At 38.6% G+C, this 20613-nt stretch carries 17 protein-coding genes; 11 read left to right on the top strand and 6 right to left on the bottom strand.

Annotated features, from left to right (window positions below):
• Positions 1-189 precede the first annotated feature (189 nt).
• Both adhP and ACP3T3_RS08990 read left to right on the top strand, forming a co-directional pair.
• The gene (gene adhP / locus ACP3T3_RS08995; RefSeq protein ID WP_426479546.1) at positions 190-1224 is read left to right on the top strand and encodes an alcohol dehydrogenase AdhP; all 1035 of its coding nucleotides are present in this window, start codon (positions 190-192) and stop codon (positions 1222-1224) included.
• Positions 1225-1312: 88 nt separating this feature from the next.
• The gene (locus tag ACP3T3_RS08990; RefSeq protein ID WP_426479545.1) at positions 1313-1696 is read left to right on the top strand and encodes a DUF779 domain-containing protein; all 384 of its coding nucleotides are present in this window, start codon (positions 1313-1315) and stop codon (positions 1694-1696) included.
• 30 nt (positions 1697-1726) lie between these two features.
• Here ACP3T3_RS08990 and ACP3T3_RS08985 read toward each other — a convergent pair whose 3' ends face one another.
• Positions 1727-2926: a dicarboxylate/amino acid:cation symporter gene (locus tag ACP3T3_RS08985; RefSeq protein WP_426479544.1), complete on the bottom strand. Its 1200-nt coding sequence runs from the start codon at positions 2924-2926 to the stop codon at positions 1727-1729.
• A gap of 93 nt (positions 2927-3019) precedes the next feature.
• On the opposite strand from ACP3T3_RS08985, the gene ACP3T3_RS08980 reads away from it, so the two are divergent.
• From ACP3T3_RS08980 to ACP3T3_RS08970, 3 genes are read left to right on the top strand one after another with little or no spacing between them, the layout of a single operon-like run.
• Entirely contained in the window at positions 3020-3931 is a 912-nt protein-coding gene (locus ACP3T3_RS08980) for a DnaJ C-terminal domain-containing protein (protein WP_426479543.1), read from the top strand.
• Between the two features lie 3 nt (positions 3932-3934).
• On the top strand, positions 3935-4237 hold the full coding sequence (locus ACP3T3_RS08975) for a chaperone modulator CbpM (RefSeq protein WP_426479542.1): 303 nt from the start codon (positions 3935-3937) through the stop codon (positions 4235-4237).
• A gap of 37 nt (positions 4238-4274) precedes the next feature.
• Positions 4275-4808: a hypothetical protein gene (locus tag ACP3T3_RS08970; RefSeq protein ID WP_426479541.1), complete on the top strand. Its 534-nt coding sequence runs from the start codon at positions 4275-4277 to the stop codon at positions 4806-4808.
• A 51-nt stretch (positions 4809-4859) separates the two neighbouring features.
• On the opposite strand, the gene ACP3T3_RS08965 is transcribed toward ACP3T3_RS08970, so the two are convergent.
• Positions 4860-5852, bottom strand: coding sequence for a PLP-dependent cysteine synthase family protein (locus tag ACP3T3_RS08965; RefSeq protein WP_426479540.1), 993 nt, complete (start codon positions 5850-5852; stop codon positions 4860-4862).
• A 153-nt stretch (positions 5853-6005) separates the two neighbouring features.
• Positions 6006-7235 carry an ABC transporter permease gene (locus tag ACP3T3_RS08960; protein ID WP_426479539.1) on the bottom strand — a complete coding sequence of 410 codons (1230 nt, stop codon included), beginning with the start codon at positions 7233-7235 and terminating at the stop codon, positions 6006-6008.
• A gap of 4 nt (positions 7236-7239) precedes the next feature.
• On the opposite strand from ACP3T3_RS08960, the gene ACP3T3_RS08955 reads away from it, so the two are divergent.
• Positions 7240-8436, top strand: coding sequence for an exo-beta-N-acetylmuramidase NamZ family protein (locus ACP3T3_RS08955; protein ID WP_426479538.1), 1197 nt, complete (start codon positions 7240-7242; stop codon positions 8434-8436).
• Here ACP3T3_RS08955 and ACP3T3_RS08950 read toward each other — a convergent pair whose 3' ends face one another.
• The 3 genes from ACP3T3_RS08950 to ACP3T3_RS08940 are packed head-to-tail and all read right to left on the bottom strand — an operon-like array spanning position 8437 to position 10470.
• Positions 8437-8643 (bottom strand): hypothetical protein, encoded by a 207-nt coding sequence (locus ACP3T3_RS08950; RefSeq protein ID WP_089690129.1) that lies wholly within the window; start codon positions 8641-8643, stop codon positions 8437-8439.
• 4 nt (positions 8644-8647) lie between these two features.
• Positions 8648-9280, bottom strand: coding sequence for a DUF3575 domain-containing protein (locus ACP3T3_RS08945; RefSeq protein WP_426479537.1), 633 nt, complete (start codon positions 9278-9280; stop codon positions 8648-8650).
• 14 nt (positions 9281-9294) lie between these two features.
• Positions 9295-10470, bottom strand: coding sequence for a thioredoxin family protein (locus ACP3T3_RS08940; RefSeq protein ID WP_426479536.1), 1176 nt, complete (start codon positions 10468-10470; stop codon positions 9295-9297).
• A 280-nt stretch (positions 10471-10750) separates the two neighbouring features.
• On the opposite strand from ACP3T3_RS08940, the gene ACP3T3_RS08935 reads away from it, so the two are divergent.
• The 5 genes from ACP3T3_RS08935 to ACP3T3_RS08915 all read left to right on the top strand — a co-directional run bounded on the left by ACP3T3_RS08935 (position 10751) and on the right by ACP3T3_RS08915 (position 20549).
• Positions 10751-12334, top strand: coding sequence for a histidine kinase (locus tag ACP3T3_RS08935; RefSeq protein WP_426479535.1), 1584 nt, complete (start codon positions 10751-10753; stop codon positions 12332-12334).
• A gap of 130 nt (positions 12335-12464) precedes the next feature.
• The gene (locus ACP3T3_RS08930) at positions 12465-15038 is read left to right on the top strand and encodes a zinc-dependent metalloprotease (protein ID WP_426479958.1); all 2574 of its coding nucleotides are present in this window, start codon (positions 12465-12467) and stop codon (positions 15036-15038) included.
• A gap of 6 nt (positions 15039-15044) precedes the next feature.
• Positions 15045-18377, top strand: coding sequence for a SusC/RagA family TonB-linked outer membrane protein (locus ACP3T3_RS08925; protein ID WP_426479534.1), 3333 nt, complete (start codon positions 15045-15047; stop codon positions 18375-18377).
• Between the two features lie 12 nt (positions 18378-18389).
• The gene (locus ACP3T3_RS08920; protein WP_426479533.1) at positions 18390-19709 is read left to right on the top strand and encodes a RagB/SusD family nutrient uptake outer membrane protein; all 1320 of its coding nucleotides are present in this window, start codon (positions 18390-18392) and stop codon (positions 19707-19709) included.
• 78 nt (positions 19710-19787) lie between these two features.
• Entirely contained in the window at positions 19788-20549 is a 762-nt protein-coding gene (locus tag ACP3T3_RS08915; RefSeq protein WP_426479532.1) for a LytR/AlgR family response regulator transcription factor, read from the top strand.
• Positions 20550-20613 lie beyond the last annotated feature (64 nt).

Genomic DNA, 20613 nt, shown 5'->3' with positions numbered 1-20613 from the left:
GCACTTCGTTTCGGTGCTCCATTTCATTCCGCACCGGCTCGTTCCTCGCCGCCCCTACTATCCCTCACGCAGAAAGGTTTCCTAACAATGCTGATTTTTAAAACAACAGATTCGCTGATATGCACTTTGCCTGTTCAGCCATGATGATAAAAATTAATAACCCAAATAACTCAATCCCAAAAATAGAATATGATCCCAAAAACAATGAAAGCAGCAGTCGTTCAGGGCTACGGCCAGCCTCTGAAAATTGAAGAAGTACCCGTAAGAGAACCCGGAAGATATGAAGTGCTTGTGAAAGTAATTGCCTGCGGTGTTTGTCATACAGACTTGCACGCTGTGGATGGCGACTGGCCTGCAAAGCCCAAGATGCCTCTTATCCCCGGTCATGAAGGAGTAGGCATTGTGGTGGCATGCGGATCTGAAGCTTTCGTAAAAGAAGGCGATGCAGTAGGGGTCCCCTGGCTGTACAGTGCATGCGGATGCTGCGATTACTGTATCACAGGATGGGAAACCCTTTGTGAGGCGCAGAAAAATGGAGGGTATAGTGTAGATGGCGGATTTGCCGAATATGTTATTGCCGATTCAAGATATGTGGGACATTTGAAATCGGATGTCAACTTTCTGGAAATCGCTCCTATTTTATGTGCCGGAGTAACGGTTTACAAAGGATTAAAAGAAACCGAAACAAAACCTGGAGAATGGGTAGCCATTTCAGGAATCGGAGGATTGGGACATGTAGCTGTTCAATATGCAAAAGCAATGGGAATGCATGTAGCAGCCATTGATGTAGCAGATGATAAGCTCGAACTGGCGAAAAAATTAGGGGCAGACCTGGTAGTCAATGCAAAAAATACAGATCCCGGAGAATATTTGCATAAAGAAGTCGGCGGAATGCACGGTGCATTGATTACAGCGGTTTCACCTATCGCATTCAAACAGGGAATAGATGTTTTAAGGAGAAAAGGAACGATCGCTTTGAATGGCCTTCCTCCCGGATCTTTCGAGCTTCCGATTTTTGAAACCGTTCTGAAAAGAATTACCGTGAGAGGTTCTATTGTAGGAACCAGGAAAGATTTGCAGGAAGCATTGGATTTTGCCAATGAGGGATTGGTAAAAGCTACAGTCACTTCAGCAAAATTAGAAGATATTAATGATGTTTTTGATAAAATGAAAAAAGGACAGATTGATGGCAGAATCGTTTTAGATATTGCCGGATCAAATTAATTTGATGATGTGTTGCTGATCCCGGTAAGTATATTCTAACCGGGATCTTTTATCAATATAAGGCATATTTTAAGCTAAAATAAAAACAATGGAAACAAAAATATCAAGACTTTCCGCAACGGAAGAGGCTCTTGAAGTAATTAAGAATCTGGAAGAACAATATGGTCCTCTGATGTTTTATCAGGCAGGAGGCTGCTGTGAGGGAACACAGCCGCAGTGTTTTGAAAAAGGAGGATTTTTTCCCCGGATGAATGATGCCATGATCGGAACCATTAATGGACATGAATTCTGGATAGACCGCGATCTTTTTGAATATTGGAAATACTCACACTTTACATTGGATGTCACAGACGGTTTCGGACCTGGAGGATTCTCTCTGGAAACTCCTTTAGGAAAAACCTTTAAAGTTCATTACAGGCTTTTCACGCCCAATGAATATGAAAATCTGGAACCCGTAAAACGCAGTGAGTAATATTGATTTAAATTTTGTAGAGCAAGTTATTCAGACCTTCACAAACCGGTTCACAAACATGGCCGCGACAATATCTCCTACAGCATTAAGAACTGTCGCTAAAGGATCCACCAGAGTTCCAATGATCATTACCGCCGGAATAGCTTCCTGGGGTAATTTATAAACAGAGATCATCAGCATTTCACCAATATATCCGCCATTGGGGATACCTCCAGCCACAATACTTACAAAGACTGTAATTCCCAAAGCTAAAAGAAGATTGGCAGGATCAAAGAAATCCTTCCCAATAATTAGAAACGCCACATAAATTTTGATGATAGATGACATCGAAGATCCGTTTTTATGCAGTGTCGTTCCAATAGGAATTACCAGATTGGCAATAGAATTTGGAATTCCGATTTTTGCAGCGGCCAGTAAATTGGCCGGCATCGTTGCAAAACTGCTGCAGGTACTTATGGCAGTAAGAGTAGGATAGATGGCATTGACCCAGAAGCTTTTGACTCCTTTCTGCCCATTGGCCATAAAAGCATAAATAGAGAAGAATACAAGAAAATAAATAATTCCTGCAATATAGTAAAGCCCCAGAGGCTTTGCATAAAATCCGAAAAGCTGTGGCCCCAAAGTGGCCACCTGATAAGCAAAATATGCCCCTAAACCAATGGGTGCAAGCTTCATGACCAACAGAAGAAGTTCTTTCATTACTTCATATCCCGAGGCGATAAAAATTCTGAAAGGTTTCCCTTGTTCACCTGTTTTTCTGGCCGCAAATCCCGTCAGAAATGCAAATACCAAAAGGGCAAGCATATTTCTTCTGGAAAAAAGCTCTGTAAATTCGCCTACTGTAAAGAAGCTTACAATTCTGTTGCCCCACGTATCCTCATTGGCCGCTTCCGTAATTATCTCAGAACTTCCCGAAACTCCTGATACCGGGAAGAGATATACTGCACAGATTGTAAACACAGCTGCCGTAAGAATAAAGAATAAAAAGGTAAGAGCCATCACAAGAATAATCCGCCCAAATTTGGACTGCTGCTCCAGAGAAGCGATAGAATTGGATACCGCAAAAAATACCAAAGGAACCACACTCACAAAAAGAAGATTCAGAAAAATATCTCCCAAAGGTTTTGTGTATTCCACAACGCCCGGGGCAACAATTCCAATGATGCTTCCAACAGTGATTCCTAAAAGTAGAAATATAATTCCGGAGTAGTTTTTCAGTACCTCTTTCATGTAGGGCTTTTTATCAAAGATAGCTTTATTTTTAACATTCTGTTATACAATTTTCAGACCTAAATTTCATAAATTTGGATAAACCTCATTTCTATGGCTTATATAGATTACTATAAAATTTTAGGCGTAGATAAAAACGCAACACAGGATGATATCAAAAAGGCCTACCGGAAACTGGCCAGAAAACTTCATCCTGACCTTAATCCTGATGACAAGGAAGCAGAAAGGAAATTCAAAGAGCTGAATGAAGCAAACGAAGTGCTCAGCAACCCTGAAAACCGGTCCAAGTATGATAAATACGGAGAACACTGGAAGCACGGTGAAGAATATGAAAAGGCCCAGCAGCAAAGACAATATCAGCAACAGCAGAACTACGGCGGAGGATATTCCGGAGCTGACTTTAGGGAAGGAGAAGATTTTTCAGATTTCTTCCAGAGCATGTTCGGTGGAGCAGGCAGCGGATTTGGCAGGAGCTCAAGAGGAAGGGCCTCCGGAAAGTTTAAAGGACAGGATATACAGGCTGAGCTGAATTTAAGCTTAAGAGACGCCGCAACAACCCATCCGCAAACTTTTGATATTAATGGTAAAAAAGTCAGAATCACGATTCCCGCAGGAGTATATGACGGGCAGCAGATTAAGCTGAAAGGACATGGTAATCCCGGTGTAAACGGAGGACCAAGCGGAGATTTGTATATTACCTTCAATATCCCGGCGGACCCGGATTTTGAAAGAATCGGTGATGATCTGAAAACCAAAGTCGTGATTGATCTGTACACCGCCGTTTTAGGAGGAGATGTGAAAGTAAATACTCTTGGCGGAAGTGTAAACCTTAAAGTAAAGCCGGAAACTCAAAACGGAGTCACCGTAAGGCTGAAAGGGAAAGGTTTTCCTGTCTATAAAAAAGAAGGAGAACATGGAGATCTTTTTGTAACCTATGAAGTGAAACTGCCAACGAACCTTACCGAAAAGCAGAAAGAACTTTTTGAACAACTAAAAAATTCCTAAGCTATGAGTGAAAGAATATCACGGGAAGAACTCGTAAAGATTTATAATATAGAAATCACATTTTTTGATGAACTTGTAGATTATGGGCTGCTGAATATTCAGATTGAAAATAACGTTCACTACCTGATGTACGATGACCTGCCCGATCTGGAAAAATTTGCCAACTGGCACTATGATCTTGAAATTAATCTCCCGGGTCTTGAAGTGATTCATAATATGCTGAAAAAACTGGATGCGCTGAACCGCAGAAACAGAGAACTGATGAATAAACTTTCTGCAATAAGTGATCAATATGAAGATATTTAGTTTAGTTTTGTAGCTTTTTAAAGCAAACTCTATAATTATGAATGAAGAAAAGGTGATTACACTAAAACCGGACAGAAAGATTTTTGAAGATATTTATTTTAGTGGTAATCAGGGCAATTTGCTTTTTTCTCCTACAACAAAAAGTAAAACCATTACTACCATTGCAGCGGCAGTGATTGTTTTTATCGTTTTTCTTATAAAAGATAACCTGAGCAAAGAGAGTGTGGGAATTTTATACTTTTTGAGCTTTATATTTCTGCTTTGTGCTGTTTTTTTATCAGTAAGCGTTAACAAGGTTTCAAGATGGAAAAAACAGGTGAATCACTATTTGAGCGTGCTTGAAAGATGTAAAGTATACGAAATAAGATTTGATCAGAATTTTTTCACAGTCAATATCGATGGCGAAAAAGAAACCAGCGAATGGAAAGATTTTGAATATTTTGACAGCAATAATGAATTTATTTCTCTTGAAGGTAAATACAGCTATATGTTTCCCAGGAAAGCAATGAGTGAGAAAGAATATAGTTTTCTCAAGAATACCTTAAAAGAAAAAGTGAACATTAACCCATAAAATAAAAACGGAGCAAAGTATTTTGCTCCGTTTTATTATTTACAAGTTAGCTTATTTGCGCTCTTCCAGCCAGCCCATTTCTTTCATCCATTCGTCGTTGTAGATTTTTCTTACATATCTTGAACCGTGGTCATGAAGTAACACAACGATTACATCATCTTTCGTGAACTGATCTTTCATCTGAATTAAAGATGCAATAGCACTTCCCGCAGAATATCCGCAGAAAATACCTTCCTCTTTAGCCAGTTTTCTTGCATAGATGGCGCCGTCTTTATCCGTTACTTTTTCAAAGTGATCAATCACAGACATATCATAATTTTCAGGAATGATATCTTCCCCGATTCCTTCTGTAATATAAGTATAAGCGTGATCGTAATGCAGTTCACCGGTTTCGTGGAATTCTTTCAGAATAGAACCGTAAGTATCCACTCCGATTATTTTAATGTCCGGATTTTTTTCTTTGAAGAATGTTCCGCATCCTGTGATAGTACCTCCTGTTCCGGCTCCTACCACAAAGTGAGTCAGCTTTCCTTCGGTCTGGTCCCAGATTTCCGGAGCTGTAGACTCATAATGAGCGGCTCTGTTGGATAAGTTGTCATATTGGTTCACATACCATCCGTTTTCCGTTTCTTTAGCCAGTCTTTTGGAAACCGAATAATAAGAACGCGGATCGGTAGGTTTTACATCCGTAGGACAAACAATTACCTCAGCGCCTACAGCGCGAAGGATATCGCATTTCTCTTTTGACTGTTTTGAATTGGTCACAAAGATACATTTGTATCCTTTAATGATCGCTGCTAATGCAAGCCCCATTCCTGTATTTCCGGAAGTTCCTTCGATAATAGTTCCTCCAGGTTTTAATCTGCCGTCTTTTTCGGCATCTTCTATCATTTTAAGAGCCATTCTGTCCTTTACGGAGTTTCCGGGATTGAAGGTCTCTACTTTTGCTAATACCAATGCCGGAAAATCTTCACCTAATACTTTGTTAAGCTTTACCAGCGGTGTGTTACCTATCGTTTCAAGGATGTTTTTTGCGTATTTCATAAATGTTTTATATGCGGCGCAAAGATAAGGCTTTTAAAATTATCTGTGCTGTGGATAACGTGTGGATAAGTTGTGGATAACCCTGAAGTCAGTTGAAATACAACCAATAACTTTCAATTATCAATTATCAATTATCAATTATCAATTATTGAGTTAGTTGTACTTAATCGCTTTTACCGGAGAAATTTTACTGATCAGATAGCTTGGAATAATTAAAGCTAATCCTGAGATAATAAGAATTCCTACTGAAATGGAGATGATCGCAATAGGATTAAGATCTACGGGAACTGTACTCACATAGTAGTTTTCCGGATTTAGTTTGATCACCCCAAAGAATTTCTGGATTAAAATCAGTCCCAATCCGATAGCATTTCCACACAAAAGCCCCGGAATCATAATAATCAGGGTATAATTGATGAAGGTAGCTCTTATCTGCGAATTGCTGGCTCCCAATGTTTTCAGAAGACCGATAGAGTTGGTTCTTTCAATAATAAGGATCAGGAGAACCATAATGATATTGATTACCACTACAATCAGCATGATGATAATGATCAGGGCAATATTGGTGTCAAAAATACTGATCCAGTCGGTGATCTGAGGAAATTTTTCCGTCGCTTTTTCAGCATAATTTTTGTAACCGATCAGTTTTTCAATCCCAGGAAAATCTTTGTCGATATCATTTACATTGTTCAGGAAAATATCTATACCACCAATTTCATCAGGTTTCATATCCTGAATTTTTCTGGCATGGTTAATACCACCAATAACAAATTGTTCATCAATCAGCTTAATATCCGTTCTGTAAATACCGATAACTCTGAATTTCCGGTAAAGCGGTTTCTGATCAGCTTTTAAAAATACGGTAACAATACTGTCATTCACCTTAAGATGAAGATCATTGGCTACTTTCTGAGAAATGGCAACATCATTATTGAATCCTTTTTCCGTTACTTTCGGAGTCGTTCCGGCAATAAGGAATTTTTTGAATCTTACACTGTCAAAATCTTTTCCGATTCCTTTAAATATGATTCCCGCAAAATTGTGCTCATTACGCATAATTCCGGTTACCATTACATATTTCTGAATACTTTCTACATCAGGAAGTTCCTTTATTTTAGCAATATTCAACCCCTGATTATCAAGAACAGAGGTATTGTATGAAGAATTCGACCGTGTGGATCGTACGGTAATATGTCCGCTGAAATCTGCGAGCCTCTCTTTGATAGCTTTTTTGGAACCAAAACCGGTGGCTACGGTAATTAAGGAAACAATAATCCCCAATGCTACGGAAAGCCTGCCAATGAAGATGATAACCCTTGAAAGGTTATTTTTGTTATCTTTGGAAAATGCTATTTTTCTAGAGAAATATAAAGGAAATTTCAAGCTTATGAATTTAGATTTCAAAATTAAAAATTTACTTCTGATTTGCCTAATTTTTTTAGGAGTATTCAACCAATATTATTCTCAGACTCAAGTTCAACCGGATTTTAAAACCGGCGCAGACCAGCCGGAAATTTATTTGCCATTGTTAAAAAACAAAACGATAGGAGTGGTAACCAATCAGACAGGTTTGATGAGTGACAGAACCCATCTGGTAGATTTCCTGGTTAAAAACGGAATTACAATCAAGTCTATTTTTGCACCTGAACATGGCTTCAGAGGTGATGCTGATGCAGGGGCAAAAGTGAAAAACGGGGTAGATGTGAAAACAGGCATTCCCATTGTTTCCCTGTATGGCCCTAATAAAAAACCAAAACCGGAACAGCTTTCCGGAATTGATCTTGTTGTTTTTGATATCCAGGATGTAGGAGTAAGGTTCTATACTTATATTTCCACGCTGTCTTACCTTATGGAAGCAGGAGCTGAAAATAATGTTGAGATCATGGTCCTGGACCGCCCGAACCCTCATGACGGATATACTGACGGGCCTGTCCTGAGAAAAAAATGGTCAAGTTTTGTAGGACTGCATGAAGTGCCTGTGGTATACGGGCTTACGATAGGAGAGTATGGGAAAATGGTGAATGGTGAAAAATGGCTGAAAAATGGCGTTCAGGCAAAATATACGCTTATCCCCATGAAAAATTATCATAAAAAGCAGCGCTATCCGATGCCTGATAAGCCTTCTCCTAATTTACCGAATGATAAAGCCATCAATTTATACCCAAGCCTGTGTTTCTTTGAAGGTACTCAGGTTTCTGTAGGAAGAGGAACAGATCTACCTTTTCAGATTTATGGTTCTCCGTGGACGGAAAGCCTGCCTTATCAGTTTACGCCAAAACCCAGTTATGGCGCTAAAGATCCTTTTCTGAACGGAAAATTATGTTATGGTGAAAACCTCTCCGGTTATCCTAAAGACTTAAGGGAGCTTAACCTTGAATGGGTGATCAAAGCCTATCAAAACTATAAAAATCCCCAACAGGATTTCTTCCTGAAAAACCTTTGGTTTGATACCTTATCCGGAACTGATGAATTCAGAAAACAGATCATTGACGGAAAGTCAATTCCGGAAATTAAAGCTTCATGGAAAAAAGAGCTGGAAAATTTCGAAAAGATCAGAACCCGGTATGTGGTATATGAAGATTAATTAATCAAAATTCTGGGGCGGATTTTTATCATTTCTGCCCTTATTTAATATAAACAACCCGATAGTCAGTCCAACAACGCCTGCAAAAGCTGTCATTAAAGCCCTTTGTAATTTATCAGGCAGATCATTCCCTATATAATTCATTAAAAAAAGGATTACAAAAGTGATCACTGAAATAATGATATGATTTCTTCCGAATGGCTTCATTGTATTATTTTAATTTGTAGGATATCATTACACCTCCTCTGTATGGGATAATTTCACCGCTTTTATTGAATTCTTGAGCAGAATCATAACGTCTTCCTGTGGATTGGTCGTACCCCTTATAAAATCCTTGTGATGTTCCTACAGTCGCATACAGATCAATATTCCATCGTTCAGATAACTGAAACTGGTATCCTGCTGTAACACCCAGCATAACAGAAAAGCCTTTTTGGTACAGGTTAGAATTTTTAAGGATTTCTCCATTCCAGTTTTGAAAGGTATTATCGTTCCAATAACTCCATTTTGTTGCATTGTAAGCCGCAACAGAAACGTTGGCGCCTACATACCAATGTTTAAAAGCTTCTGTAAAATAGTATCTTCCTTCTGCAGAAACAGAGTAAAACTGTAATTTGTGTCCTGCGAAAGATTTCCATGGCGAAATAAAAACATCTCCCTGAAGGGTATATTTGGGGCTGATCTGTTTTTCTATTCCCAGGTTCAAAATACCTATCGGAGCAAATAAAGCATTTCCTTTTATGTATAAACTTTTATCCTGTCCTCCTTGTTCCTGTTCCTGTGCACCCAATGTACCTGCTGACAGGAAAGCTAAAATGCCCGCTGCTAATAATTTATATTTCATTCGGTTTATAATGTTTATTTTATTTGCTTTAATAATTCATCTGCCAATTGAGAATCTTTATTGCCCTGAACTGCTAAATTTTTAGACATTTCAGCGTAATTTTTTGCCATTTCTTTATTTCCGGTAAGATGATAAAGTTTGGCAAGGATATAAGTGTTTTCCGAAGTGTCGCTTCTCATGACAGATTTTTCTGCCCATTCAGTAGCTTTCTTTAATGAAGATGGAGTTTTCACATGATCTGCAAATATCCATGCTGCTCTCAGGAGCTCATTCGGATCAAAGGCATCAGAATTTTTATAATAGTCTAAAGCTGCTTTTTCATATTCAGGAAAATTACTGCTTTGCTCATAATAGCTCAGTTTAGTCTGATTCAGCTTTTTTACAGCGGCTTCTTTTCCTACCAATGGTTCGGCAGCTTTCATGAAATAGTCATCGTTGATTTTTTTATTTTTATCATCAATAGACTGTTCTACAATTTTTCCCAGTTTTAGCTGGGCGTCAAATTCATTGTATGTTTCTTCAGGAAGAAATTTAATGATCTCTGCTTTTCTGGATGCAAAAATAGTGTAATTGGTGTCTTCTGATGATTTCACGAAATAAAGGAGAAAACCAATTTCGTCTTTTGTCAGCTCTTCCGTTTTCTTTTTATTCTGAAAATATCTTTCTGAAGCTTTTTTGGCGAATTCATAATCTGAGTTGGCGTTAAGCTTCATAATGTTGATAAGGAATTCAGGATCTTTTTCACCGCTGGCAAAACGTTCTTTAAGAGAGCCTTTTTTATTTCCGGGGGAATTGATATCCTGAGCCATTGCTACAAAAAGACTTTCTTCCATATATCCGGTATTCCTGGAAACAAGCTCACCTTCACCATTCAGGAAAAGATAAGTAGGATAGGAGCGGACTCCAAATTTCGAAGCAATATCTCTGCCTTCTCCTTTTTCCATATCAAATCTTGCATTGATGAAGTTGGTGTTGTAATAATCGCTGACCGCCTTCTGAGTGAAAACATTTTTCTCCATCATTTTGCAAGGTCCGCACCACGATGCATAAGCATCAATAAAAACCAATTTCTTTTCTTTCTTGGCTTTTGCTATAATATCCTTGAATGGCAGCTCCTGAAACTGGATGGCTTCCTGGGCAGAGATTGCGATGGTACAAAAAATAGATATCCCGGAGATGATCTTCTTCATTTTCAAATAAGATTTGTAGGCGAAGATAATTAATTTTCAAAATATAGCATGCTGAATCTGTAGCAGGAACGTTGATATTAACTAATTTTATGACTTAATATGATTTAACAAAGACTTAAAGAGCAATTATTTTTGTTACTGTTTTTGATTTGAAAATTTGTTCTTTTTCCTGTTTCTAAAAAAATAAAATCTAAATTTAATTCACTTTATGGTCCTGAAATCTTTGTTATATCTTTGCAAACGAATAATTTATAGGTAGAGGAACCACAATTCAGAGAATTTGATTATTAATTTTAAACACGCTTTATCCCAAAAGTCCATTTACATTACCGCTTTGTCTGCCTGCCTGATTGCAGTGGCAGCATTTGCCGTTTTGAGTCTTCTGATCACTGAAGACAGCCGTAAAAATACCGATGATTTTGCCAAGAAAACATTCTTCAGAAAGTATGAATCTATAGAACATGAATTCAGAAATATTGAGGATTATCAATATCTGCTTCGTGCTTTGATCCGGAAAGACGGGTTGAAGAATTACAAGGATTATTCTTTGGTTTTAAATGATTTAAACAAAAAAAGAAACCTGCTGCCTTACAGCTGGTATTATTATGAAAACAGAAGTTCAGGAAAGTCTGAGAGCAACAATCCCTTATCTGATATTTTCAGAAATACTGATAAAAAGGAGAAATCTATTGTTATAAAAAATAGCGGGCCGGGGCACTTCAGAGATATTTTGGTTACCAAAAAAGACAGTATGTACTGGATAAGCTATGACTCTTTGGTATTACCTGATAGGAACAAACTGTATTATGGTTCTACCGTAAGCCTGGATGATCTTCATCAGTATTTCATTAATGTAGATAAAAGTTCCAATACCTATGCATTTGTATGTACCAAAGAAGGAATCTGCATTACCCATCCTGAAAAGAAATACATAGGAAAGAATATTTTTGACTTTACAGATATTAAGCCTGCCGATACTTTGACCAGCAAAACCGAAGCCGGATATACTAAAGGAACAGCGGTTTCAGAATATCTTGGAGTTGAGGTCACCCGGTTTATAAAACCATTGAAGACTGATAATTTTGACGGATATACAGTCGTGAATCATGTGAATTTTATTATCGATGAAAATATCAGCAAGATAAAAACCTATACCGTTTATATTTTTCTTGCGGCTTTATTTCTTATTGTTACAGTCTTTATTTTATTCCAGCGGGCGACTAATCTGGCATATCGGGAAAAAGAAAAAATACAGTCTGAGAAGAATTTATTGTTAATAGAAAATGAAAAGATGCACAAAGCCGAAGTGATCAATCAGCTTCAGCAGCTTAAAAATAATATCAATCCGCATTTTCTTTTCAATTCACTGAATTCCCTTTATATGCTGATCGGGATCAGTAAAGAAAATGCACAGAAGTTTACCATGAATCTTTCCAGAATCTACAGATATCTGATAGTGCCTCCGAAAGAAAATATTGTTCCCGTTTCACAGGAAATCAAATTTATACAACAGTATATGGAGCTTCTGAAAAGCAGGTTTGATGAAGAGATGAACTTTGAACTGATTATTAATGCTCCCGAAAGCCTGGAAAAAAGAATTCCGTATTTATCCCTCCAGATTGTGACGGAAAACGCAACCAAACATAATATAGCAACGATAGACCAGCCATTGGAAATCATTATTATTGTTGATGAAGACGGGATTACGGTAAAGAATACCTGGCAGCCTAAAACGGAACCGGTGCAGGGGGAAAAATTCGGAATTGATTATTTGAATCAGATTTATGGATATTTTAAGAATAATCTTCTTCATATTTCTGTAGATGGTGAATATTTCATATGCTTTTTACCTTTATTGAAGTAAAAATAAAAATCCATTCACTCCCGAAAAATCACCATTCACTCCCTAATATTATTTATATGATTCATGATACCTATAGCTTTGCCGGCTGAAACTAAGATATTTACTATTTGGAATGAATCGGACTATTTTAATGAAGAATTACAGGCTCGCACTGTATCTCGGTCTTGCTATGGCTTCACCAATGGCAGTAGCACAGAAAAAAGATAAAGATACGGTAAAGGTCAACAAAGAAAAAACAGATAAGACAGAGACTTCCTCGTCAAAAAAAACAAAAAAAATTGAAGACCTGATCAAAAAAGGAACCTATAAAAAGGGACTTTTTAATACGATACAGGTAAAAACGGATATTTATTTTGAAATTCCTGACAGTTTGATGGGGCGCCAGTTTTTGGTGGTTAACAAGCTTTCTCAGGTGCCTATGCAGGTGAACGAGGCTGGCTTGAATAAAGGAATGAATTATGAAAATAAGGTCATCTCTTTTCACCGCGATCCCGTAGCTAAAAAAGTATGGGTAAAAACGGTAGTTCCTAAAGTATCATCCCCAAAAAATGATGCCATTACAAAATCTGTAAAAGACAACTTTTCAGAATCTGTCATTGAAGTCTTTGATATTGAGGCACAAAACAATGATTCTACAGCAGTAGCAATCAAAGTCAATAAAGTATTTGATGGGAATCAGAAAAGCTTTAACGACGTGTTGGCCAATGTAGGATTGGGAGGTTCTGTGAAATCAAGCCTTTCTTATATAGAAGGAGTAAAGACATTTCCTAAGAACCTTGTGGTGAAATCTCAATTATCTACTTCTGTAAATGAAGGCGGGGTAGATCTTCCGGTAACCTTAGGGGTGACTACCAATTTGGTTCTGCTTTCTAAAATACCGATGAAACCAAGAATAGCCGATTCAAGAGTAGGGTTTTTCTCCGAAAAACACTGGTCGTTTAATGACAACCAGCAAAAAATGGATGAAAAGTTTTTCATTACCAAATGGAATCTTGAACCCAAGGATGAAGATAAAGAAAAATACTTAAGAGGTGAGCTGGTAGAGCCTAAGAAACCGATTGTTTATTATATAGACCCGGCAACACCCAAACAATGGCGTGAGAAAATCATTGCCGGAGTACATGACTGGCAGGCGGCGTTTGAGCAGGCAGGATTCAAAAATGCAGTGATTGCGAAAATGCCGGACGAAAAAGATGAAGATTTTGATATTGATGATGTAAGATATTCTGTGATTACTTACGCCGCGTCGCCAAAGTCAAATGCAATGGGACCCTCTGTGGTAGACCCGAGAAGTGGTGAAATTATCGAAGCCGATATCATCTGGTGGCATAATGTAATGACTTCTCTTCATGACTGGATGAGAATTCAGACAGGGCCCATTGACCCGAAAGCAAGAGGAAATAAATTCAGTGATGAACATATGGGGGAAGCTATCCGCTTTGTTTCATCTCATGAAGTAGGTCACACCTTCGGATTGAAGCACAATATGGGAGCTTCCTTTGCATTCCCCGTAGAATCGCTTCGTTCCAAAGAATTTACAGATAAAATGGGTGGTACAGCACCTTCCATTATGGATTATGCCCGTTACAATTATGTAGCCCAGCCGGAAGATGGCGTTACAGCAATCACTCCGAAAATTGGTCTTTACGATAAATATGCCATAGACTGGGGGTACCGTTGGTATCCGGATGAATTCGTGGAGAAAAAAGCGCTGAAAAACTTAATTGAAAAACACGAGGATAACCCGATGTATTTCTATGGTGAGCAGCAAAGCTATCTGGAAACCATTGATCCGCGCTCGCAGTCGGAAGATTTAGGTGATGATGCGATGAAAGCAAGCGAGTACGGAATGAAAAACCTGAAAGTTGTCATCAATAATCTCTTAAAATGGACCTATGAAGACGGTAAAGAATATACGGATACCGGAAAGCTGTATCTGGGTGTTATTGGGCAGTGGGATCTGTATACAGGTCATGTGATGGCCAATGTAGGAGGAATTTACCTGAACAACACTGTTTTTGGGAACAAGAAGAAAGCTTACGAAGCTGTTCCTGCGGAAATTCAGAGGAGAGCGGTTGATTATCTTGTTAAAAATGCCATCAACCTTCCGGAATGGTTATTCTTCAATCCGATTACAGAAAAAACGTACCCGGTTAAAAATTCACCGATGGGACCATTTGAGCAAACGCCATATACCCTGGCAAGAGGAATGCAGTATGCGAACATCTACTCCCTGTTTATGGATGACAGGCTGTTGAGGTTACTTGAAAATGAATTGAAGCATCAGGTTTCAGGCTCTAAAGAAGAAATCTATACCGTTGAGAACTTATTTGATCAGGTGAGAACAGCTATTTTCAGTAAAAAAGGAAACCTTACGATGCTTGAAAAGATGACTCAGAAAAATTATGTGGATGCCCTGATTGTTTCGGTAAACAAATTATTTGAGAAAACAGCAGTGAAAGGATTGAAAGTAGAAGATACTTTGAATATCCCAACCATCTGTAATTTCCATGAAGATGATCACGGATTGAGGAATATCAATTATTCATCCATGAAGAGAGTATCTGAAGTCACTACTTACAAGAGGGCAGAACTTCAGAAGGTTCTGGACTTACTGAACAGGACAAGATACAGAGGCGATGATGCTTCCAGAGCACATTACACAGATTTAATCATTCGTATTCAGGAGGCTTTAAACAAATAAACGGCAATGAAAAAAACTCTAATACTTTTACCTCTTTTGGCCGCTAATATAGCAATGGCCCAGCAAAAGAAAACCATCACCGGGAAAATAGAAGATGGAAATACATCTCATATTATCAGCGGTGCATCTATAAAAATCGAGACCCAATCGGTCTCTACAAAAACAGAATTAGAAGGAATTATCGAAAGTGTATCAGTAGGTACGGTTACCGATAAGGACGGAAAATTCATATTGGAAATTCCTGCTGATACAAAAACTGTATTGGTAAGCTACCCGGGTTATGAATCCAGAGTAATTCAGCTTAATGAAGGGCAGACCAATTATACAATCAGACTGACATCTGAAGTTTCAGATAAAAATAAAATCCAGGAAGTCATCATCACCGGTTACCAGAAAATTGAAAAGCGTAAGCAGACCTCAGCGGTTTCTACAGTAAAAATGGACAACATCAGCCAGGCTGGTGTTGCCAGCGTGGATCAAATGCTGGCAGGGCAGATTGCTGGTGTGGCAGTAACTCCCGAAACCGGTGCTCCTGGTAGTCCTGCGAAGATCAGAATCAGAGGTACAGCTTCTCTTTCCGGTCCTCAGGACCCGCTATGGGTAATCGACGGTCTTCCGTTAGAAGGAAATGATGTTCCGAATTTCACAGATAAAGACAATATTGACCAGCTTCAGAATTTCTCTATTGCAGGACTGAACCCTAACGATATTGAAGATATTACGATTCTTAAAGATGCTGCAGCAACCGCAATTTACGGGGCAAGAGCGGCAAATGGGGTAATTTCCATTACAACCAAAAAAGGAAAAAAAGGAAGTTTAAAACTGAACTTCTCAGCAGATACTTTCGTTACTTCACGTCCTGATTTTGGCAAACTGAACCTTTTGAATGCTTCTGAAAAAGTAGACTTAGAGCTGATGCTTGCCAAGCGTGCAGATCTTACCTACCGCGCAGATAAAGGAGAAGTGATGAGAATTCTGACTCAGAACAGCCAGCTGGATGCTTTCAGAAACGGAGGATTTGATGCGTTGAATTCATTCACACGCCAGCAAATAAACGGTCTAAGAAATAACAATACAGACTGGGGTAAACTGTTGTACAGAAATGCCATCAACAAACAATACGGATTAAGTGTTTCCGGAGGAAGTGACCGTGCAGATTACTATTTCTCCCTGGGATATTATGATGAAGAAGGAACAACTATCGGTACAGGTTTTAAACGTTATAACCTGACCTTAAAAAACAATTATAAATTAAGCGATAAGTTAAATGCAGGAATCTCTATTTTCGGAACGCAAAGTGAACGTACATCTTTTGTAACGGATGCTGATGCTTCTATCAACCCGGTTAACTATTCAAGAAACGCCAATCCTTACATGAAGCCTTTCAATGCAGGCGGAAGCTATAATTATGATAGAGATATGGATGGTTTTGAAGACCGTTATATTCCGTTCAACTTCCTGGAAGAAAGAGAAAATACCAACTATTCACTGAAAAATAACTCTTTGAAAGCCATTTTGGATTTAGAATATAAAGCTTCAAAAAGTTTAAGGTTTACCTCTCAATTAGGGATTCAGTATGATGCAAACAAAACAGAGAAATTTGCGGCGGAGAATACCTACTTCACCAGAAAAATGAAAGAAAATACCCGTTATTACAAAGACGGTAAATACAATTACTTTCTGCCGGCTGGTGCGGTAAAACAGAACTGGGATAACGATTTCTTCCAGTACAACTGGAAATTGCAGGCAGCGTACAGCACAAAGATCAATTCAAAACATGAAATTGATTTGATGGCCGGAACAGAAATCCGTAAAACAGAGGATAATACGACTATTACAAGAGCTTTCGGATATGATCCGACAACCAGAAGAGCCACAGCAATTGTGTTCCCGAACTCAGGTTTTGCCGCAGATAAAAGATATGAAACGTACCGTGAAGCAGCACCTGTCGAGAATGCGTATGCTTCTATGTTTGCTACAGCATCGTATACCTATGATCAGAAATATACATTCTTCGGAAGTGTAAGATATGACGGAACGAACCTTTTCGGGGTGAATAAAAAATATAAATACCTTCCGATATGGGCCGTTTCAGGATCGTGGCTGGTAACGAAGGAAGACTTTATGAAAAATATTTCTGCGGTATCTAACCTTAGGCTGAGAGCATCTTACGGTCTTCAGGGAAATATCGACAGAAACACTTCGCCATTCTTTATCGGTGAATATAATGATGCCACCATTCTTCCTGGAGGAAAAGAATCCATTATCAATGTTCTCAGCCCTCCGAATGATAAATTAAGATGGGAAAAAACAACCAATACCAACTTAGGTCTTGATTTGGGATTGTTCAATAACCGTGTGAGCCTTACCGCTGATGTGTACAGCAGAAAAGGAACAGATATGATCAGCATGAAAGAAACCCCTCTTGAAACAGGTTTCGAATATACCATGATGAACTGGGGAAGTTTGACCAATAAAGGTTTTGAATTGGCAATATCTACCCGAAACATCAATCATGATAATTTCAAATGGACAACTACCATCAACTTTGCACATAACAAGAGCAGGGTATTGAGTGAGCAGCCACGTGATAATGCATTGCTTCCATCAAGAGAGGGACTTCCGGTGAATGCTGTTTTTGCTTTGAAAACTGCAGGAATGGATGAGCACGGAAATCCGTTGTTCTGGAAAGGGGATGAAAAAATATCAGCAGTAGAATTCTTTAAGCTATATGATGTGTATGCAGATTTCCTACCAGGGCAGCTGGTAGATACCAAACTTTCAAATGCTGAGCTGAGAAGCCTGTTTACTTATGTAGGAGACAGAGATCCGAAATTTACCGGAGGGATTATCAATACCTTTAAGGTAAGTAATTTTGACCTTACGGTTTCTGCAACATTCAACCTGAAGCAGACGGTAATGAGAACACCTTCTTACCGTGGAATGGAACTTGACAGAGGAAGGAATTATACAAGAGATATCTACGAAGCCGGAGGTTCGCTTCCTGGAATTACAAGTCCTGATATGGATGCTAACCCGGACGGATGGATGGCCAATAAATGGTTTGCCGGAAACAGATCCAGCGCATACAGCTTACTTGACGTATGGGCAAAAGAAATCAGCTATGTAAGAATCAGCAGCATCCGTTTAGGATATACACTTCCAAAAGAATTTACAAATCCTATGGGAATCACAAGTTTAAGGCTGAGCGTTGAAGGACGTAACCTTTTTGTATTCAGCAACGGATATAAAGGGTATTTCGATCCGGAGACTTACGGTAATATTTATGCACAGCCTATCACCAAGTCGGTGACTGTAGGATTTAATGTTTCTTTTTAAAACTTAAGAAAAATGAGAAAAATTACAACAATCATAGCGCTTACAGCAATCAGCCTTATCAATATAGGATGTGACAGGTTTTTAGATATTCAGCCTGAAGGAAAAATTATTCCTGCTACCGTTGAAGATTACCGGAAAGTGCTTACATCAGCCTATTCAAAATATCCTGTTCACAAATCGCTGGTGGCACTTCGTACCGATGAGGTGAATATTGATGATAATGCTGCGGATTTTATTTCCTACCGTGAAATGGCGATGTGGAAAGATTCTAATAATGATCAGGCATCTACAGAATTTCCATGGGTAAGCTTTTACTCCGTGAATTTCTACCTGAACCAGATCATCAATGAAGGAAGCAAAACGATGCAGGATTCGCCGGAGAAAAATCAGATTTTAGCAGAAGCGTATGCGCTTCGTGCGTATTTGTATTTTGATATGGTGAACCTATACGGAAAACCCTACAACAGTGCTACGGCTTCTACAGACAGAGGAGTCCCGATCAGTCTTGAAATCGATCTTGAGCAGGTGCTGAAACCATCTTCTGTACAGGAAGTATACAATCAGGTTCATGCCGATCTTAAAAAAGCAGAAGACCTGATGGTGGAGCAAAAGCAGGCATTGGGAGTTAACTACAGGTTCTCAAAAACAGCATTGCTGGCTTTTGAAGCAAGAACCGCTCTCTATGAAGGAGACTGGAACAAAGCTTTACATTATGCCGATCAGGTACTGGCGGTAAAGGGAGATTTGAGCAATTTAAATACGGTAAACACACCGCCTAACCATTATGCTTCCCCGGAATCGATCATGGCTTTGGACAATACATGGGATAACTCGATCAAGAACTTGTCTTTTGCATCTCCGGAACTTATTTCTTCATACAATACTACGGCAGATAAAAGGTTTGGCATGTATTTTGAAAAAAATGGTAGTAAGTATAAAGTCACCAAAGGAGGAAGTTTAGAATTCAAAGTTTCTTTCAGAACAGCAGAGCAGTACTTTATAAAATCTGAAGCATTATTAAAGCTTAATAAACTGGCTGAGGCTAAAGAAACGCTGTTGAAAGTATTAAAAAACAGGTATACTCCGGAAGGGTATACTGCAGTACAAAATGCAGTATCTACAATGGATTCTACAGCATTTATGAACTTTATCCTCGATGAGAGATTCCGGGAATTTGCCCTGGAAGGACAAAGATGGTTCGACTTAAGAAGAGCTAATCAGAAAAAAATAAGCCACACCATCAGTGGCAAAGAATATATTCTTCAGCAGAACGATCCGCGATATACCATTGAATATCCAATGAGTGCAAAGAAGAATAACCCTAATCTATAGAACTTCATATCAAATTCAATACAGAGGAAACCGCTTGAACTTAATCGTTTCAGCGGTTTTTTGTACTTTTGCATCGTTATGAAAATTGCCATTATAGAAGATGAGCTGCTGGCTGTGAATTATCTGAAAAATCTTTTAGATACACAAAGCATCGTCCCTGTTACAGAGACTGTTATTCTTCGTTCCAAAAAACAGGCAATTGATTTTTTTGAGAAAAATTCAGCAGATCTTATTTTTATGGATATCCATCTTGGTGATGGAATGAGCCTGGAAATTTTCGAACAGATAGAACTTTTCACCCCCATTATTTTCATTACCGCATTTGATGAATATGCCATGAGAGTCTTCAGGCATTTTACAATCGATTACCTTCTGAAGCCTTTTGAAGAAGAAGATCTGCATAAAGCTTTACAGAAATTTATCTCCATAAGAAACAATTTTGACCCAGAACCGGTACTTAAATCCATTTCATCACTGCGCCAGGCAGATGATGAGGTGATGAAACGGTTTATGGTAAGAGAAGGCAATAAACTCAAATCAATAGACGAGCAAAACACCGCTTATTTTTTTGCCTCCGGAAAATACCTTTTCCTTACTACAAAAGATCATCAGACCTATATTTTTGATGATACCATTAAAGATATTATTCAGAAACTGAATCCGGAAATCTTCTTTAAAATAAACCGTAAGTTTATCATCAATAAAGACGCTGTTGCCGAGATTATCAAACATTCCAGCCAGAAAGTAGAGCTCAGGCTTTCACCTGAACCGGAAGTAAATACTGAAATTTTCATCAGTAAAATGCAGATTGCCGAATGCCTGAACTGGCTGAACAGCTGATTGCATGATCAAAATATTTTCAGGATATAAAAAACCAAAACCTCTAAAAAATAGAGGTCCTGGA

The sequence above is a fragment of the Chryseobacterium sp. CBSDS_008 genome, assembly GCF_049959325.1.
GTDB lineage: Bacteria > Bacteroidota > Bacteroidia > Flavobacteriales > Weeksellaceae > Chryseobacterium.
The sequence above is the reverse complement of the archived record's forward strand: the minus strand, read 5'-3'. Positions and strand labels throughout refer to the sequence as shown.

Coding starts and splice junctions, on each gene's coding strand:
- adhP (WP_426479546.1), top strand. CDS start 190: ATGATCCCAAAAACAATGAAAGCAGCAGTCGTTCAGGGCTACGGCCAG.
- ACP3T3_RS08955 (WP_426479538.1), top strand. CDS start 7,240: ATGAATTTAGATTTCAAAATTAAAAATTTACTTCTGATTTGCCTAATT.
- ACP3T3_RS08920 (WP_426479533.1), top strand. CDS start 18,390: ATGAGAAAAATTACAACAATCATAGCGCTTACAGCAATCAGCCTTATC.
- ACP3T3_RS08940 (WP_426479536.1), bottom strand. CDS start 10,470: ATGAAGAAGATCATCTCCGGGATATCTATTTTTTGTACCATCGCAATC.
- ACP3T3_RS08985 (WP_426479544.1), bottom strand. CDS start 2,926: ATGAAAGAGGTACTGAAAAACTACTCCGGAATTATATTTCTACTTTTA.
- ACP3T3_RS08970 (WP_426479541.1), top strand. CDS start 4,275: ATGAATGAAGAAAAGGTGATTACACTAAAACCGGACAGAAAGATTTTT.
- ACP3T3_RS08945 (WP_426479537.1), bottom strand. CDS start 9,280: ATGAAATATAAATTATTAGCAGCGGGCATTTTAGCTTTCCTGTCAGCA.
- ACP3T3_RS08925 (WP_426479534.1), top strand. CDS start 15,045: ATGAAAAAAACTCTAATACTTTTACCTCTTTTGGCCGCTAATATAGCA.
- ACP3T3_RS08915 (WP_426479532.1), top strand. CDS start 19,788: ATGAAAATTGCCATTATAGAAGATGAGCTGCTGGCTGTGAATTATCTG.
- ACP3T3_RS08990 (WP_426479545.1), top strand. CDS start 1,313: ATGGAAACAAAAATATCAAGACTTTCCGCAACGGAAGAGGCTCTTGAA.
- ACP3T3_RS08975 (WP_426479542.1), top strand. CDS start 3,935: ATGAGTGAAAGAATATCACGGGAAGAACTCGTAAAGATTTATAATATA.
- ACP3T3_RS08950 (WP_089690129.1), bottom strand. CDS start 8,643: ATGAAGCCATTCGGAAGAAATCATATCATTATTTCAGTGATCACTTTT.
- ACP3T3_RS08965 (WP_426479540.1), bottom strand. CDS start 5,852: ATGAAATACGCAAAAAACATCCTTGAAACGATAGGTAACACACCGCTG.
- ACP3T3_RS08930 (WP_426479958.1), top strand. CDS start 12,465: ATGAAGAATTACAGGCTCGCACTGTATCTCGGTCTTGCTATGGCTTCA.
- ACP3T3_RS08980 (WP_426479543.1), top strand. CDS start 3,020: ATGGCTTATATAGATTACTATAAAATTTTAGGCGTAGATAAAAACGCA.